The 14,959-nt window shown below is 70.4% G+C and carries 13 protein-coding genes and 1 pseudogene; 4 read left to right on the top strand and 10 right to left on the bottom strand.

The window, feature by feature from the left end:
- Window positions 1-115 precede the first annotated feature (115 nt).
- Window positions 116-529, top strand: coding sequence for an organic hydroperoxide resistance protein (locus AC069R_RS01880; RefSeq protein ID WP_397985687.1), 414 nt, complete (start codon window positions 116-118; stop codon window positions 527-529).
- A 76-nt stretch (window positions 530-605) separates the two neighbouring features.
- Here AC069R_RS01880 and AC069R_RS01875 read toward each other — a convergent pair whose 3' ends face one another.
- The 3 genes from AC069R_RS01875 to AC069R_RS01865 form a co-directional block, all read right to left on the bottom strand.
- Window positions 606-2,810, bottom strand: a complete 2,205-nt coding sequence (locus AC069R_RS01875) for a bifunctional glycosyltransferase/CDP-glycerol:glycerophosphate glycerophosphotransferase (RefSeq protein WP_478763660.1) — start codon at window positions 2,808-2,810, stop codon at window positions 606-608.
- 3 nt (window positions 2,811-2,813) lie between these two features.
- Window positions 2,814-5,015, bottom strand: a complete 2,202-nt coding sequence (locus AC069R_RS01870; protein ID WP_478763659.1) for a bifunctional glycosyltransferase/CDP-glycerol:glycerophosphate glycerophosphotransferase — start codon at window positions 5,013-5,015, stop codon at window positions 2,814-2,816.
- A 179-nt stretch (window positions 5,016-5,194) separates the two neighbouring features.
- A complete protein-coding gene (locus tag AC069R_RS01865) occupies window positions 5,195-7,444 on the bottom strand; it encodes a bifunctional glycosyltransferase/CDP-glycerol:glycerophosphate glycerophosphotransferase (protein WP_478763658.1) in 2,250 nt (749 codons plus the stop codon).
- A 250-nt stretch (window positions 7,445-7,694) separates the two neighbouring features.
- On the opposite strand from AC069R_RS01865, the gene AC069R_RS01860 reads away from it, so the two are divergent.
- Complete coding sequence (locus AC069R_RS01860; protein WP_478763696.1) at window positions 7,695-8,069, top strand: DUF6879 family protein; 375 nt, start codon at window positions 7,695-7,697, stop codon at window positions 8,067-8,069.
- A gap of 99 nt (window positions 8,070-8,168) precedes the next feature.
- Here the strand turns inward: AC069R_RS01860 and AC069R_RS01855 are convergent, their stop codons facing one another.
- Together AC069R_RS01855 and AC069R_RS01850 are read right to left on the bottom strand one after the other, a co-directional pair.
- Complete coding sequence (locus AC069R_RS01855; protein WP_478763656.1) at window positions 8,169-8,360, bottom strand: DUF397 domain-containing protein; 192 nt, start codon at window positions 8,358-8,360, stop codon at window positions 8,169-8,171.
- A complete protein-coding gene (locus AC069R_RS01850; protein ID WP_478763655.1) occupies window positions 8,347-9,234 on the bottom strand; it encodes a helix-turn-helix domain-containing protein in 888 nt (295 codons plus the stop codon). The genes AC069R_RS01855 and AC069R_RS01850 overlap by 14 nt, the downstream gene beginning before the upstream one ends.
- A gap of 327 nt (window positions 9,235-9,561) precedes the next feature.
- On the opposite strand from AC069R_RS01850, the gene AC069R_RS01845 reads away from it, so the two are divergent.
- On the top strand, window positions 9,562-9,924 hold the full coding sequence (locus tag AC069R_RS01845; RefSeq protein WP_478763654.1) for an ATP-binding protein: 363 nt from the start codon (window positions 9,562-9,564) through the stop codon (window positions 9,922-9,924).
- Window positions 9,921-10,385 carry a hypothetical protein gene (locus tag AC069R_RS01840; RefSeq protein WP_478763652.1) on the top strand — a complete coding sequence of 155 codons (465 nt, stop codon included), beginning with the start codon at window positions 9,921-9,923 and terminating at the stop codon, window positions 10,383-10,385. The genes AC069R_RS01845 and AC069R_RS01840 overlap by 4 nt, the downstream gene beginning before the upstream one ends.
- A gap of 495 nt (window positions 10,386-10,880) precedes the next feature.
- On the opposite strand, the pseudogene AC069R_RS01835 reads toward AC069R_RS01840, so the two are convergent.
- From AC069R_RS01835 to AC069R_RS01815, 5 genes and pseudogenes are all read right to left on the bottom strand, one after another.
- A pseudogene (locus AC069R_RS01835) lies at window positions 10,881-11,084 on the bottom strand (IS5/IS1182 family transposase); the annotation flags it as partial.
- A 399-nt stretch (window positions 11,085-11,483) separates the two neighbouring features.
- Window positions 11,484-11,927 carry an NUDIX hydrolase gene (locus AC069R_RS01830; protein ID WP_093679469.1) on the bottom strand — a complete coding sequence of 148 codons (444 nt, stop codon included), beginning with the start codon at window positions 11,925-11,927 and terminating at the stop codon, window positions 11,484-11,486.
- The gene (locus tag AC069R_RS01825) at window positions 11,924-12,583 is read right to left on the bottom strand and encodes a dTMP kinase (protein WP_478763650.1); all 660 of its coding nucleotides are present in this window, start codon (window positions 12,581-12,583) and stop codon (window positions 11,924-11,926) included. The genes AC069R_RS01830 and AC069R_RS01825 overlap by 4 nt, the downstream gene beginning before the upstream one ends.
- Entirely contained in the window at window positions 12,580-14,115 is a 1,536-nt protein-coding gene (locus AC069R_RS01820; RefSeq protein WP_478763648.1) for a B12-binding domain-containing radical SAM protein, read from the bottom strand. Before AC069R_RS01820 ends, AC069R_RS01825 begins: the two co-directional genes overlap by 4 nt.
- Before the next feature lie 12 nt (window positions 14,116-14,127).
- Complete coding sequence (locus AC069R_RS01815) at window positions 14,128-14,931, bottom strand: DNA glycosylase family protein (protein WP_478763646.1); 804 nt, start codon at window positions 14,929-14,931, stop codon at window positions 14,128-14,130.
- Window positions 14,932-14,959 lie beyond the last annotated feature (28 nt).

Below are 14,959 nucleotides of genomic sequence, written 5' to 3'. Positions count from 1 at the left end.
GGGTAGCTCCTCGTCCGGCATTTGGTTGTGGGCAACTTAATTGTGTGCTTCACTTGTGGGCGGGAACGCAAGCAAGCCCCACCCACGCAGGACACATCGAGAGGGATGGTTCGTCATGGACGCGCTCTACACCGCCGTCGCCACCGCCACCCACGGCCGTGAGGGCCGTGCCGTCTCCTCCGACGGCAAGGTCGACGTCAAGCTGGCCCCGCCGGTGGAGCTGGGCGGCAACGGCGAGGGCACCAACCCCGAGCAGCTGTTCGCCGCCGGTTACGCCGCCTGCTTCGGCGGCGCCCTCGGTGTCGTCGGCCGCCGGGAGAAGGTGGACGTCACCGACGCCGCCGTCACCGCCGAGGTCGGCATCGGCAAGGAGGGCGAGGGCTTCGGCCTGAAGGTCACCCTGCGCGTCGAACTGCCGGAGACCGTGGACCGCGAGACCGGCCGCAAGCTGGTCGAGGCCGCCCACCAGGTCTGCCCCTACTCCAACGCCACCCGCGGCAACATCGAGGTCGACCTCGTCGTCGAGTAAGCCGGGCAGCCGCCGTGCCGGCCAGTGGCTCCCCGCCACCGGCCGGCACAGCGTTTCCCCTCCGGCCGTACGACGCTCACGCCGATGTCAGCGCATCCCGTCCCGTCGTCGCCTGTTCCGGCAGTCGGACCGGGTCCGGCAGTGGCTCGTTCAGCAGGAGGGTGTGGACGACGCGGGCGGCGGCTCGGCCGTCTTCGTATGCGCAGTAGCGGGTGCGGAAGCGGGAGCGGAGGCGGGCCGACTCCTCGTTCCGCCAGTCGCCCGAGGTGAACAGACGGTTCAACTCGTCGTAGGAATAAGCGACATGGCCAGGGGGATCGGCCGGCAGGTCGAAGTAGGTGCCGCGGGTCTGGCGGAAGACCTCCCAGTCGTCGGCGTGGATCACGATCGGCCGGTCCAGGTTGGCGTAGTCGAACATCACGGACGAGTAGTCGGTGATCAGCGCGTCCGCCGCGAGCAGCACGTCCGCCAGCTGGGGCTCGTCCGTCGCGTCGACCACGACACCGCGCCGGGCCAGCTCCGTGAGGCCCAGACCGCGGGCGAACCCGGTCGCCAGCGCGGGATGCAGCCGGACCACCAGCGTGTGGCCCTCGCCGAGGTCGGCCGCGAGGCGGGCCAGGTCGATCCGGTCCACGTGCCCGCCCCTGCGGTAGTCCCGGCGGGTCGGCGCGTACAGCACCACCGTGTGGTCCCCGGGGATGCCGTGCCGTGCCCGGAAGTCGCTCGAACCGCCGTTGACCAGCACGTCGTTGCGCGGGCTGCCGGTGCGCGCCGGGGCGAAGTGGCAGGGGTAGGCCCGCTCGTACACCAGCTCCGCGTAGCGGCTCGCGACCAGGCTGTGGTCCCAGCGGTCGGCGCGGCGCAGCAGCTGCGGCACGTCCACGCCGAGCCGCGCGCCCGGCTTGTCCAGCAGATCGGCGCCGAGGTACTTCAGCGGGGTGCCCTGATGGGTGTGGATGTGCACACTGCCGGGCCGCTTGGCCGGGACGCCGGTCCACGGCACGTCGTTCACCAGGTACGCGGCCCGCGCCAGGACCTCCGCGCAGCGCCGGGTGCCCGCGATCACATGCTCCACGTCCGGCGGCAGGCCCGCCGCCGTCTCCGCGTCCCGCACCACCCACACCCCGCGCAGCTGCGGAGCGATCCGCTGGGCCGCGCGGTAGACGGCCGCCGGGTCGCCGAGCAGCCCCCGGTGCGCGGACGACGAGTACACCACCAGCTCGGGGTCCAGCGGGCGGCGGGCGTGCAGCGCGGCCCAGCCGGTGCGGGCCCGCCCGGCCGCCGCGCGCCGTGCCGCGCCCGCCCGCCGGGCCGCCTCCCGCGCGGCCCGGCCCGCCTGCCGCCGCAGCCGGTAGGCCGCCCAGCTTCCCTCCAACACGGCGACCTCGCCGCTCACTTGGGCGCCCTCGGGCTTCAGCCGGCGGAACAGGTCCGCCGTACGGCGGAAGAACTCGGCCTTGTCGGCGGGCGGCAGCCGGTCCGGCTTGGCCAGGATGTCCAGGCAGTGCTCGCCCATCTTGCGGTGCAGGTAGGGCCGCCAGGCGTCGAGTTCGGGATGCTCGTCCAGGAAGGCGAAGACGCGCTCGTACTGGTCGTGGACGTCGAAGTGCTTGCGGCTGGTGGTGGACAGGATGTTGCCCTGCCTGCGCTGGCGGTAGTCGAGGCAGATCCGGTCCAGCGCGGCGATCCGCCCGGCGCTGAGCATGACCGGGAAGGTCCAGGGCGTGTCCTCGTAGTAGCCCGGCGGGAAGGCGAAGCCGCGTGCCGCGACGAACTCCCGCCGGTAGACCTTGTTCCACACCACCATCAGCAGGTCCAGGATCCGCGGGTACCCGGCCGCCGTGAAGGTGTCCGGGCCGGCCTCGGCGAGCACCTCCGCGAGCGCGTTGCGCCGGGTGCCGCCCCACCAGTAGGTACGCGCGTAGTCGAACACCAGCACGTCCGGGTCGCCGCTCTCCGCCAGTCGCCCGGCGATCGCCGCGAGCGCGCCCGGCGTGAGGGTGTCGTCGCTGTCCAGGAAGAACAGGTAGTCCCCGGTGGCGTGCGGCAGCCCGGCGTTGCGGGCCCGCCCGAGGCCCACGTTCTCCGGCAGGTGCAGCACCTTCACCCGCCGGTCGCGGGCGGCGTACTCGTCGAGGATCGCCCCGCAGTCGTCCGGCGAGCGGTCGTCCACGGCGATCACCTCCAGGTCCCGGTACGACTGCCCCAGCACCGAGTCCAGGCATTCGCGCAGGTACGCCTGCACCTTGAAGCAGGGCACGATCACACTGAAGCGGGGCACGGGTCAGCTCCTCACGAGGGTCACGGCGGCGGGGGCGGGGACGCGCTCGCCGAGCGGCAGCACCGGCGGCAGCGCCTGCGGCGGCTCGCCCAGCAGCACCCGCCGTACGACGCGCTCGGCGGCCCGCCCGTCGTCGAACTCGCAGAACTTCTCCCGGAACGCGGCCCGCAGCGCGGTCGACTCCGGGTCCGCGTAGGTGCCCTCGCGGAAGACGGCGGCCAGTTCTCCGGGGGTGCGGGCGACCGGCCCCGGCGGCTCGGCCATCAGGTCGAAGTAGACGCCCCGCGACTGCCGGTAGACGTCCCAGTCGTCGGCGTAGATCACGATCGGCCGGTCCAGGTTGGCGTAGTCGAACATGATGGAGGAGTAGTCGGTGATCAGCGCGTCCGCGGCCAGGCACACGTCCTCGGCGCTGCGGTGCGCGGTGACGTCGATGATCCGGTCCGAGTGCCGGGTGCGGCCCTGGTCGTAGAAGTAGTGGGCGCGCAGCAGTACGACGACGTCCTCGCCGGCCGCCGCGCAGAACTCCTCCAGATCCAGGCCGGGTTCGAAGCCGCTGTGGTGGTCGCGGTGGGTGGGCGCGTAGAGCACGGCGAGCCGGTTCTCGGGGATGCCCAGCTCCCGGCGGACGCGGGCCACATCGGCGGCGGTCGCCGTGTAGTAGACGTCGTTGCGCGGATAGCCGTACTCCAGCGCCTCCCAGGAGCCGGGGAAGGCGCGCTCCCACATGCGCGTGGAGTGCCGGTTGGAGGAGAGGTTGAAGTCCCAGCGGTCCACCCGGCCCAGCAGCTTGGTGAAGCTGCCGGAGCGCGCGGCCACCACCGGGTACGTCGACTGGTCCACGCCCATCGTCTTCAGCGGGGTGCCGTGCTGGGTCTGGAGGTGCACGCTGCCGGGCCGTTTCACCACGCCCTCCGCGAAGTTGGCGTTGTTGACCAGATAGGTGGCGCGGGCCAGCAACTCCCAGGCGCGGTGGGAGCCGAGCACCGCGTACTCCACGTCCTTCGGCAGGGTGTGCTCCTGCCCGGCCTCCACCAGGAACACCTGGCGCAGCCGCGGGGCGAGTTCGCGGGCCTTGGCGTGGATCGCGGCCGGGTTGCAGGCGTAACCGCGGCCCCAATAGGCGCAGTAGACAACGAGGTCGGGGTCGAGCGGGCGGCGCAGGGCGGCGCGGTAGCGCAGCCGGGTGCGGACCGCGTGCGGGCGCGGGACGCTCCCGGCGGCCCGGCCCGCGAGCCGGTTGGCGTCGCGCAGGGCGCGGAAGGCGTCGTACGCGCCGACCGCCAGCAGCCGGTGCTGCACCCCGAGGCTGCCGCGCGGCATCCGGTGCCCCTCCGGCCGGAACCGGCGGTACAGACGGGCCGCGCGGCGGAAGAACGCCCGGTGCCCGCGGGCCAGCCGCTCCGGCCGGGCCGCGGTCTTCAGCACCAGCGCGAACAGCTGGTCGAAGAGGGGCCCGGTGCGCTCGGCGGGCAGGGCGTGCTCGGCGGCCCGCGCGAGGACCAGCTCCACCTGGTCGAGCAGGGCGTGCTGGTGTTCGCCGGGCAGGTTCAGCCGGCTGCCCTGCCGGCGCAGCCGGTGCCGGACGACCACCCGGCGCAGTACGGCGATCCGCCGGGCGGCGACCGTGGTCAGGCCGCCCCAGCCGAGGTCCGTGAAGTGGCCCTCCGGAAAGGCGAGTTCGTGCCCGGTGAGGAACGCGCGGCGGTACACCGCGCTCCACGCCGGGAGCGCGGCGCCGGTCAGCCGGGGCAGCGCGGCGGGGGCGAAGGCGCCCTGCGGGGCTCCGGCGAACAGCGGTGCGACCGGGTTCACCGGATCGCCCTCCCACCAGGGGGCCCGCTCGTGCTCCACGTACAGCACGTCCACCCCGCCGGTCCCGGTCAGCCGGGCGTCCACGGCTGCCAGCGCGCCCGGCAGCAGCAGGTCGTCGCCGTCCAGGAACAGCACGTACGCGCCGTTCGCCGCCCGCATCCCGGCATTGCGCGCCCCGCCGAGCCCGGCGGACGGCGGTGAGTGGACCGGCATCACCCGTGGGTCCCGCCCGGCGTACCCGGCGGCCACCTCGGCGGCCGGGGCGTCGGGCGCGTCGCAGACCGGGATCAGCTCCAGGTCGCCGAAGGACTGGCCGAGGACCGAGTCCAGCGCCTGGGACAGCCGGCCGGCGACCCCATGGGTGGGGACGATAATGCTGAAGCGGGGCATTCTGCTCTTTCTGTCGTTCTTCCTGTCGTCCTGCGGACGCGGCGCTACGGCTGTCGTCCTGCGGACGTGGCTCTACGGCGCCGTGCGCATCCGCCCCGGCCGGCCCGCCGGGCGCCAGGTGGGCGGCCGGCTCGGGGCGGGCCGCGTCGAGCCGAGGGGCAAGGGAACTCCCGGTGATGTCAACGGTGTTCGGCGATCCTGGTGACGGGTCGGTGGCCGGCCGGGTGCGGCACGGTGGCCAGCGGGGTCCGTGCCGGGTGCGGGGTGCCGGCCGTGGCCGGGCGGACCGGGTGGCGCTCGCCGAGCGGCACCACCGGGGACGGCTCGGTGCGGCCCAGCACGATGTGCCGTACGACGCGTTCGGCGGCGCGCCCGTCGTCCCAGGGGCAGAACCGCTCCCGGAACGCGGCCCGCAGCAGCGCGGCCCGCGCGCCGTCCCAGTGGCCCTCGGTGAACACGCCGATCAGTTCGTCCTCGTCGCGCCCCACCGCGCCGGGCGGGGCGCCGGGCAGATCGACATAGGCGCCGCGGACGGCCTGGTACGTCGCCCAGTCCCCGGTGTGCAGCACGATCGGCCGGTCCAGGCCGGCGTAGTCGAACACGAGCGGTGACTGGTCGGTGAGCAGCGCGTCCGCGGCCAGGCACAGGCTCTCGGGGCAGGGGTGCGCGGAGACGTCGATGACGCGGGCGCCCTCGACGGGCGCGTCCCCGTGGGTGCGGGCGAGCAGCACGAAGCGCGGGCCGAGTCCGTGCGCGAGCCTCGGCAGGTCCAGCGGGAGGTGCTGGGTGCGGCGGTGGTCGCGGCGGGCGGGGGCGTAGAGGATCGCGACGGCGCCCGCGGGGATGCCGAGGGTGGCGCGCAGCCGGGCCACGTCGTCCGGGGTGGCCCGCTGGAAGACGTCGGTGCGCGGGCTGCCGTACTCCAGGGCGGTCCAGCGGCCCGGATGGACGCGCTGCCAGGTCAGGGTGGAGTGCCGGTTGCCGCAGACCACGTGGTCCCACTGGTCGACGTCCCGCAGCAGTGCCGCGAAGTCGCTGTCCGCGCCGGCCGCCGGACGCTCCACGAGATCGAGCCCCGTGTGTCCGAGGGGGGTTCCGCCGAGGGTGCGCACGAGGATCTGCCCGTCCCGCTTGCGCAGCCCGCGGGTGAGGTGGGCGTCGCCGAACAGGTACGTGGAGCGGGCGAGCGCCGTCCAGTGGGCGGCCGTGCCGGGGGCGACGAGACGCGGGCCGGCGGGGAGCGGGTGCGGGTGCGCCGGGTCGGCGATCCAGGTGGTGCGCACATGCGGGGCGTACCGGCGCATCGCCTCCTCCAGCGCGGCCGGGTCGCCGCCGTACCCGCCCGCGGCGGCGAACACCGCGCGCTCGGGGCGCAGCGGCAGCCGCCGCTGGACGCGGTAGTGCAGCCGCAGCGCGCCGGAGCGCACGGCGCGCGCCGGGCCCAGCACGAGCGCCCGCAGGCGGCGGCGGGCGGCGGCGGCGTACCGCAGGGCCCGGAAGGTGCGGTGCAGCCCGAACCGGATCAGCAGATGCCGCCGCCGCAGCCGCGCCTTCGGCACCCGGTAGCGGCGGTAGTGGTCGCGGGCCCGGCGCAGGAACTCCCCGTGGCTGCCGCGCGGCAGCCGTCCGGGGCGGGTGAAGACCACGCCGTAGTGGTCGATCATCCGGCGGAACAACTCGGGCTTCCAGAAGGCCAGTTCCGGGTGGTCGGCGACATAGGCGAAGACCCGCTCGTACTGGTCGAACAGATCGAAGTGCTTGCGGCTGGTGGTGGACAGGATGCTGCCCTGGCGGCGCTGCCGGTAGTGCACGCACACCCGGTCCAGCGTCGCGATCGAACCGGCCGCCATCAGCACCGGGAAGGTCCAGGGGGTGTCCTCGTAGTAGCCCGGCGGGAAGGCGAAGCCCTGCTCCGCGACGAACTCCCGCCGGTACGCCTTGTTCCAGGCCACCATCAGCACCCGCAGCAGCCCCGGCCGGTCGGTGAGCCGGAAGGGCGCCCGGCCCCACTCGCTCAGCTCGGCCGCGAGGTGGTTGCGCACCCGCCGGCCGTCCCAGTACGTGCGCTCGTAGTCGTACACCAGCACATCCGGTCCGCCGGTCGCCTCGATCCGCCGGGCGATGGCCGCGAGCGCGCCCGGAGTGAGGGTGTCGTCGCTGTCCAGGAAGATCAGGTACTCGCCGGTGGCCTGCGCGAGCCCGGCGTTCCGGGCCCGCCCGAGCCCCCGGTTCTCGGTCAGGTGTAACGGCTTGACCCGCGGGTCCCGGACCGCGTACTCGTCGATGATCTCCCCGCACGCGTCCGGCGAACAGTCGTCCACGGCGATCACTTCGAGATCCGGGTACGACTGCGACAGCACGGAGTCCAGGCACTCGGAGAGATACGCCTGGACCTGGTACACGGGGACGATGACACTGAACCTGGGCACGGGACATCCATGGGTCTCTCGGCGCGGGCGTTCTGCCCGGCAACGGCCGAAAGGGTGACGGGGTTACGGGCCGTACGGCATTCGGGGGACATCCGGTGAACGGGAGGGGGCGGCTCGGTCCTGGGCCGCTCCGGGAAGGAGAGGTCCCGATCCGTGCGCGAACTACCGTGCCCGGCCATTAAGTTATGGCTTCGAGCGATGAGGGCAGCGCGTCACCATGGCCAGGGATGAACAGGGAGCGTTCAAGGTGATGCCGTCGAGCGTGCCCGGCTTCGCTGAGCTGCTTGGCCAGTGCGAGCGCTCCGCCGTTCACTTGGAGCTGCGTGACTCCTACGCGTCCACGGACCGCTTCGAGGCGTGGAAGCGGGGCGAGCGGATCAGCTGGGAGGACCGTGTGTCCTGGTGGCATCCCTACGATCAGTTGATCACTGCCACGAGTATCCCCTTGCCGGGGAATGACTTCTGGCTGTTCGATGGCGTGCTGCTTCGGGTGCACCACTTCTCAGGTGACGGAGTGGTGGTGGAGGACGAGATCACGACGGATCCGCAGGCCGTGAAGCTGTGCTCCGCGGCCTTCGAAGCGGTCTGGAAGCGGGCGATCCCGCACCACCTGTACAAGATCTGACGATCCCGGAAGGCAGGCCACGCATGACAAGCGCCCCCTGTGCGGCCAGAGGCAGCCGTACAGGGGGCGCGCCGTCCTTCAGACTGCTGAGGGAAGTCCCTATAGCTCGCCCTTGACCACGCTTGCGATGAATGCCTGCCACCCCTCGAAGGCGCTGGTCAGGACAGGACCGGCCTGCTGTTTGCTGTCTCGCGCGGCGACCGTGTCGTCAAGGTGGGCCACCTCGACGCAGGAGCCGTTTCCGTTGCTGTGGCTCGACTTGAACCACTCGGCCTTCTCAACCCTTTTCATAGCTCCCTGCTACCTCAGCGATCAGGCGTCTCGACGCCTGCTCGTCCAGCGATGCATCCCAGATGTCGTTAAAGGCCGCGTCGTACTGCTGTACCTCTCGCTCCTTGTCGAGGTACAGGCCGCCGGTGTACCCGTCCGCGTAGACCGTCGGCGGTTCCGTGGCGACCCCGTCACCGGTCAACGGGAAGCGGAGGACTGCAAACGGACCCGTGACAACTCCCAAGTGCATACCAGCAGCGAAGGGCGCCACACGAATCGAGACGTTCGGTAGCTCCGAAACGTAGACAAGGTGCGCGAGTTGCTGCATCATCACCTCGCGCCCACCGACGGGGCGGCGTAGAACCGCCTCGCCCAGCACCGCGTGCAACACCAGCGGATCGGTGGCTCGGGTCAGGAGCGACTGACGTTCGATGCGAAGGCGCGTGCGGCCATCAAGGTCCGCTTCGTCAATGCCTCGGATGTGCGTACGGATGATCTCTCTCGCGTACCCGTCGGTTTGAAGCAGGCCGTGTACGAGGTCGCTTTCGTACAACGACAGTGACTCCGCTGCCTCTTCGAGGCCGACGTAGACGTCGAACCCCTCCGGGATCACGTCGCCGTACGCGTGCCACCAACCACGCGCCTTGGTCTCCTTCGCCAGCCCCATCAGGGCCTCGGTGATGTGCGGTGGAGCGCCATACACCGAGCACATCGCCTGGACATCCAGGCTTCGCAGCGGTGTCTGGCCGGTCTCGATGCGCCACATCTTCGCCTCGGACCATTCCAGCTTCGTCGCTGCCGCACGCACTGTCAGGCGTGCTCGGTTACGCAAATCCCGTAAGTTCCGCCCCAGTTGACGACGGGGAACGGTTGATCCGGTCGGACCCTCAGTCATCTCCAGCCCCTCCGTAGAACCCGGTATGAGCGACTTTCGCCCCTCACGATGAAAGCTCTCGGGCACCCGCTGCGCAATGCAAGACGTTCGTTCGACACCTTCTCGGTGGTGTTACGCCGTGAAGTCTTGCACGCGATCGAGTCGGCCGTGCAGCCTGGAAATCCGCTCCCGTAAGCGGTCTTTTCGCTACGTAGTCGACTGAGCAGCACAAGTCGGCTACTGAGCACGGAAATTGCCCATGAAGGGGTATTCGTGATCAATCTTCCGCAGGCACCCCCACCCGCATGCTGCCAGCCGCCCGACGGGCCGCCGCACACGCTGCTGCTGGTGAGCGAACCCGAATCGGTGGGCCGGGCCCGCGCCTATGTGCGCGAGGTACTGGCACGTGGTGAACTCCCGGTCGCCGTCGACTGTGTCGACACCGTCGTGCTCATCGTCTCCGAGCTGGTGACGAATGCCTACCGCTATGGCACCGAGCCGGGCGACTCGATCCACGTCGTGGTCGGTACGACGCCCGACCGGGTGCGCGTCGAGGTGCACGACCCCAGGCGGCGCCGCCCCCGGCCCCGCGAGGCGACGGGTGAAAGCATCCGAGGGCGCGGCCTGCACATCGTCGGTGTCCTCGCGGAGCGGTGGGGTGTGGACGACAGGCCGTTCGGCAAGAAGGTATGGGCCGAGGTGACCAGGTGACCGATGCTGGTCCCACGATCCGGGCTGTACCCGGCGCCGACTTCCTCGCGGGTTGCATCGTGTCGACCTGGCTCGACATGGCCGCCTTTCTGCTGATCGGCCACCCTCCGCCGCGATGCCCTGGTGAGACGGCCGAATCGATCGAGGTCGGTTTGATCGGCATGGTCGACGCCATGGGGCTGCGCTCTGCCGCCGAGACCGTATCGACCGTCGGGCCCCGAATCGTGAGGCGGGGTGCGTACGTGGTCCTCGACTACGGGCACCCGAAAGTCTTCGTGCAGGTGCCCGATCCCGGTGACGCGTGGCGGTCACACCTGGATCGTGGTTACCCGGCCCTGCTCATCGTCGCTCTCGACCCGATCCCACCGGGCGCCGGCCCCGACGCCCTCTCGAACTACCTGGACCGCGTCGCCTCCACGCGACGGGCCTACGCGGGCGCAACAACTCTCCGGAACTGGTGATGATCCAGGAATGCGGCAGAGGCCGACGAACGGACTCTGCCGCCTCCGTTCATGCGGTCGTGCCCCGTCTACGTGGGGAGGAGCACCTTGTGGGCCTGCTCGGTACGGTAAGCCGGTGTGTTTCTACGCCATGACCTTTTACAAGCTGCACTATGCGTGTGTCTCGTGCCATGTCAGTTTCAAGCAGCATGCCTATCCGCAGCGGGAGCACCGGTGCCCGAACTGTTCTCAGTCCCTCATTTGCGCTGGTCACGACTTCGCTCCGCCGCCCAGGCGTGATGTCCGCAGTTGGTCTGTGGTGGCTGCGGTGCTGGGTGAAGGGTTGCGCTACGAAGGGCTGTCGGTCTGCGGGTGTGGCAAGGAACCCAAGTACCGTCCGCGGACTCGCGCTGAACTGCGGGTCCGCGGACCGTTGCTGCGAGGGATGGTCTGCCGCTGTCCGAGGTGCTGTCCCGACCGGACCCTCTCACCCCGCTGACGGACTGATGGCGCAACTCAGCGGGTGAGTCGGCGACGTCCGATGAGAGCTGCCGCAATGTCGACGAGGGCCAGGAAGTGTTCCGGCTTGCGCTTATGGCGACGGTGCGGGCGGCGACAGCCGGCGAGCCAGGACACGGTTCTCTCTATGACCCAGTGATGACGGCCGAGGCGGTTCGACGATTCGGTGCCTTTGCGAGCGGCGCGTGGGGTGATGTTCCGCTCTCGCGGCCGTACCGCGGATGGGCATGGTCACAGGCGGCAGTTGGCGCGACGTGCAGCCGGAAGTGGTGACGAAGACGATCCCGGCCAAGACCTCGCGATCGTCGGCCCGCCTCTTCCCTCCACCCTGCGGACGAACCATCCCGGTCGGCGGCACCATCCGCCGAAAAGATCCCACAGTTTCTGCGCCACCAGCCGCTCAACGAGACCTGCCATGACCCGGCGACGGGACAGCTCCCCATCAGAAACGGCGCCGAAGCGAAGTGGGAAGACGACAATGCCTGTCGCCTCCGGGCTCAGCACCGGGCACGCGACCTTTGCATGCCACGGAGGCGCGTGAAGGCCCCGCTCATCCACCGCGGGGCGAGCGGGGCCGGGCCAAGGCCGATCGATGTGCGGCTACTGCCACCCGTGCAGCGTCAGGGCGCTGGACGGATCGAGGCAGCCGTGCAGGCCCGCGTAGGGGTACTCGATGATGTCCTCGGGGAGGTCATGGGTGGCGAACCACTGGAGGGCGAGACACTTATCGGGCTCCTTGTTGACAGGTGTTCCCGCCCACTCGGTGGCCACGAAGAAGAACCCGATCCGCTCCGAACCGTCCTCCTGCCGGTGCTGCACGACATGCCGGAGTTCCAGGTGGCCGGGGTCGGTCGTGACGCCGGTCTCCTCGAAGAGCTCGCGGGCCGCCCCGGCGGTGAGGGTTTCGCCCCGGTCGAGCTTCCCGGAAGGCAGGTGCCACCGGCGGTAGCCGTAGGGGCCGCCTCTCTGCGAGAGCAGGATCTTCTCGCCGTCGAGGAGAAGAACGTGAGTGTCGATGATGGGCTGTGCCGGCTGTCCGCTCATGGTTCCTGGGGGGTCGGGGCGGTGGTTGAGGCCCCCGACGGTAGTGGGAGGGCGGGGATCGCGTCGGCGATTCGGCGCGCGACCTCCGATGGAGGTATCTCAGTGGTGTCGATGACGAGCACCTTGGACCCGAGGGTTTCGAGGATTTCCGCAGCGTCGTCGTACAGCTCGACCTCACGGACTGGTGCTTCGGGGTCGGCTCGGAAGCGATGAGTGAGGCCGCTCTGGGCGATGCGGTCCGCGATCGTACCGGGGGAGGCGGTGAGGATCACTGCCAGGTCCGCGTGCGGGGCCGCCTCGTTGAGGAGAAGCAGAAACTGCATCGGTACGCCGTCGAGCCGCTGGAGGACAAGGGACGATGCGACGTACCTGTCGGATATGAGCAGTCGCCCATTGGTGAGCGCCGGGTCGATGGTGGTCTCGATGTGCCGGTATCGAGCGGATGCGACGAGGCAGGCCAGGGCAATGCCCCGAAGCTGTGGGCCGTGTGTACGGGTGAAGTCCCCGAGGAAGTCACCACGGGTCGGTTCAGCCGTCCACTGAGAAGGAACACCCCGCGCGGAGAGCAGGGCGCGCAGCTTCCGGACAGTGGTGGATTTTCCCACGCCGCTCGGGCCGTCGATGCTGATGAAGAAGCCGGTGCGGTCTCCGGTCATGCGGCTGACTCCATCCCGGACCGGTTCCGTTCGTGCTGTTCTCGGGTGAGCATCGCGAGCGTGGCACGGACCTCATTCAGAGGAACGTCGCCGAACTGGATGCCCACGCTAAAATTGAACTCGTCGCGCTGACGCATGGACTCGTCGGCGCCGTCCTGGGTGAGGTCGACATCCCCGTAGGCGAGCAGATCATCCGGCTGGTAGCCGGCCTCTTCGGTGAGGGTCTTCCACACCGGCGTGCCCGGATAGGGGCGGAACTCGAAGACGCTGGCGCGCAAGTCGCCGGGAAGCTGATCGCAGGTGTCCCACAGATTGCGGATGTGCCGCACAGTGGCCTCCAGGTCCGCCTTGGTCTCGCCGGGGAAGCCGAGGATGAAGTACCCCTTGACCCCGATGCCGTGGGAGACCAGCCGACGAGCGACGCGTTCGGTCATCTCGGCGGTGATGCGCTTGTCCATCGCGGCCAGAACGCGGTCGCTGCCGGATTCGATGCCGAGGGCGACTTCGCGCAGCCCGTTGGCGACGAGACGGTCCAGGTCGGCGTCAGTGAGTCGGTCGAGGACATTGATCCGGCCGGTGGCGTCCCACACGTACCGGTCACCGATCTTGTGGTGGGTGAAAGCTCGCATCTGCTCATCGATGACCCGGCCCGCGCCGAGGAACAGGTCGTCCACGAAGCGGAAGGCGGTCACGCCGTACTCCTCGTGCAGTTGGTCCAGCTCACCGATGATGTTCTCGGGGGACCGCACGCGGATCGCGACGTCCGGGTTGGCGGACACGGCAGCACCGCAGAACGTGCAGTTGTAGGGACAGCCACGGCTTCCGACGATGTTTGCCTCCCAACGCCTGGCGGTATGGCGCCGCACGATCCAGGGCTGCGTGCCGGCCACCGGGCGATCCGGCGTCGGCGCGGCCCGGTAGGGATCCTGGGAGAGAAAGGCACGGTTGACGTACGGCAGGCTGTTGATGTCGGGACCCAGCAGCGTCGCGCCGCTCTTGGGGTCGGTGATACCGGCGGCCCGGGTACCGAGCAGAGGGTCGCGCCACAGGACGCCCGGCAGGACGCGCCGGTTCCGTTCGTCCTCCAGGAGGGCGGTGACGCGGAGTTCTCCTTCACCGAGGACGAGTGCGCGCAGGTGCCGCATGCGAGGGTCGGCGAGGATGCGGTCCGGCATGGCCTTGGCATGATGGCCGCCGACCATGAGGGCGATACCCGGATCGAGCAGGGCGGCGATCTTTGCGGACATCTCGTATGTGGGTGCGAGGAGGTTCATGGCAGCCCAGCGGGGCGCGGCCTCGTTGACGATCCGGGCGGTCTCTTCTAGACCCAGTCCGTGGGCCTCGGCGTCGAGCACGCCCACATTGAAGCCGCTGAGCCGGGCGTAGGTGGCGATATACGCCATGCCGAGCACGGGCAGGGTGTAGTCGTTGGTCCGAGGCCGCAGGGTGTAGTCACGCAGCGGCGCGTTGACGAACAGGGCGTCCAGCGTGTGCAGGTTGTCGGCGCCCGCGATCAGCGGTAACTGCTGCATCGGTCCTCCATGTCATCGGGCGTGCGTCCCCCAGGAGAGGGTCGCGAGCGTGAGGGTGTGCAGGGCGGCGCGGTCGGTACCGGCCCAGCCCGTCCACAGCGGGCCGAAGGCCTTGTCCTTCTTGCCGGGCCAGGCGAAGGCCGGGGCGATCTTGGCGGCCCAGGTACGCACGGCCAGGTCGTCATGCGGGTAGACACTGAAGTCGCCGGTGAAGTCCGCCGCCGCCGCGGCAGCGGTCCAAGGGCCGACGCGGGAGATGAGAGTGAGGCTGATGGCCAGGGCGCCGGCGCGCAGGCACTCCCAGTCGCGGTGATTCCGCTTGTACTCCGCTGCTGCCGCCAGCAGGGCATTGCGGTGGAACTTCGCCCCGACCTCCGCGAACTGCTCATCGGTCAGGGCGAGTACGGCGTCAGGAGTGGGCGCCACGGCGAGCGGCCCGTGGGGGCCTTCAATGGTAGTGCCGTAGGCGCTGCACCAGATGCGGTACAGCTTCCGGGCCTGGTCGGCGCGGACGACCTGCCGCAGGATCGCCGTGCTGATCGCGTCCCACAGTGATGGGTTCGCCAGGCGCTGGGTGACGCCGAGCCCGAGGAGGCCCTCACGGAGGGACACCGGGGCGGCCGACGGGAGGTGCGCGGGGTCGGTGGCGATGAACTCGGGCTTGACGTCCTCGGTGCCGTCCACGCACCTCATATGCAGGCCGTCCCGGTCGTGGGACACGATCCAGATGCCGGAGGCCGTACGGACGGCACGCGCGTGGGTACCGTCCTCGTACGTCTGCCAGGCGGGGTGATCGGTGGTCAGCACGTTGCTCATCGGTTGCTCCTCGGTGTACCGGCAGTGC

The sequence above is a fragment of the Streptomyces sp. NPDC043952 genome, from assembly GCF_056435325.1.
The sequence above is the reverse complement of the archived record's forward strand: the minus strand, read 5'-3'. Positions and strand labels throughout refer to the sequence as shown.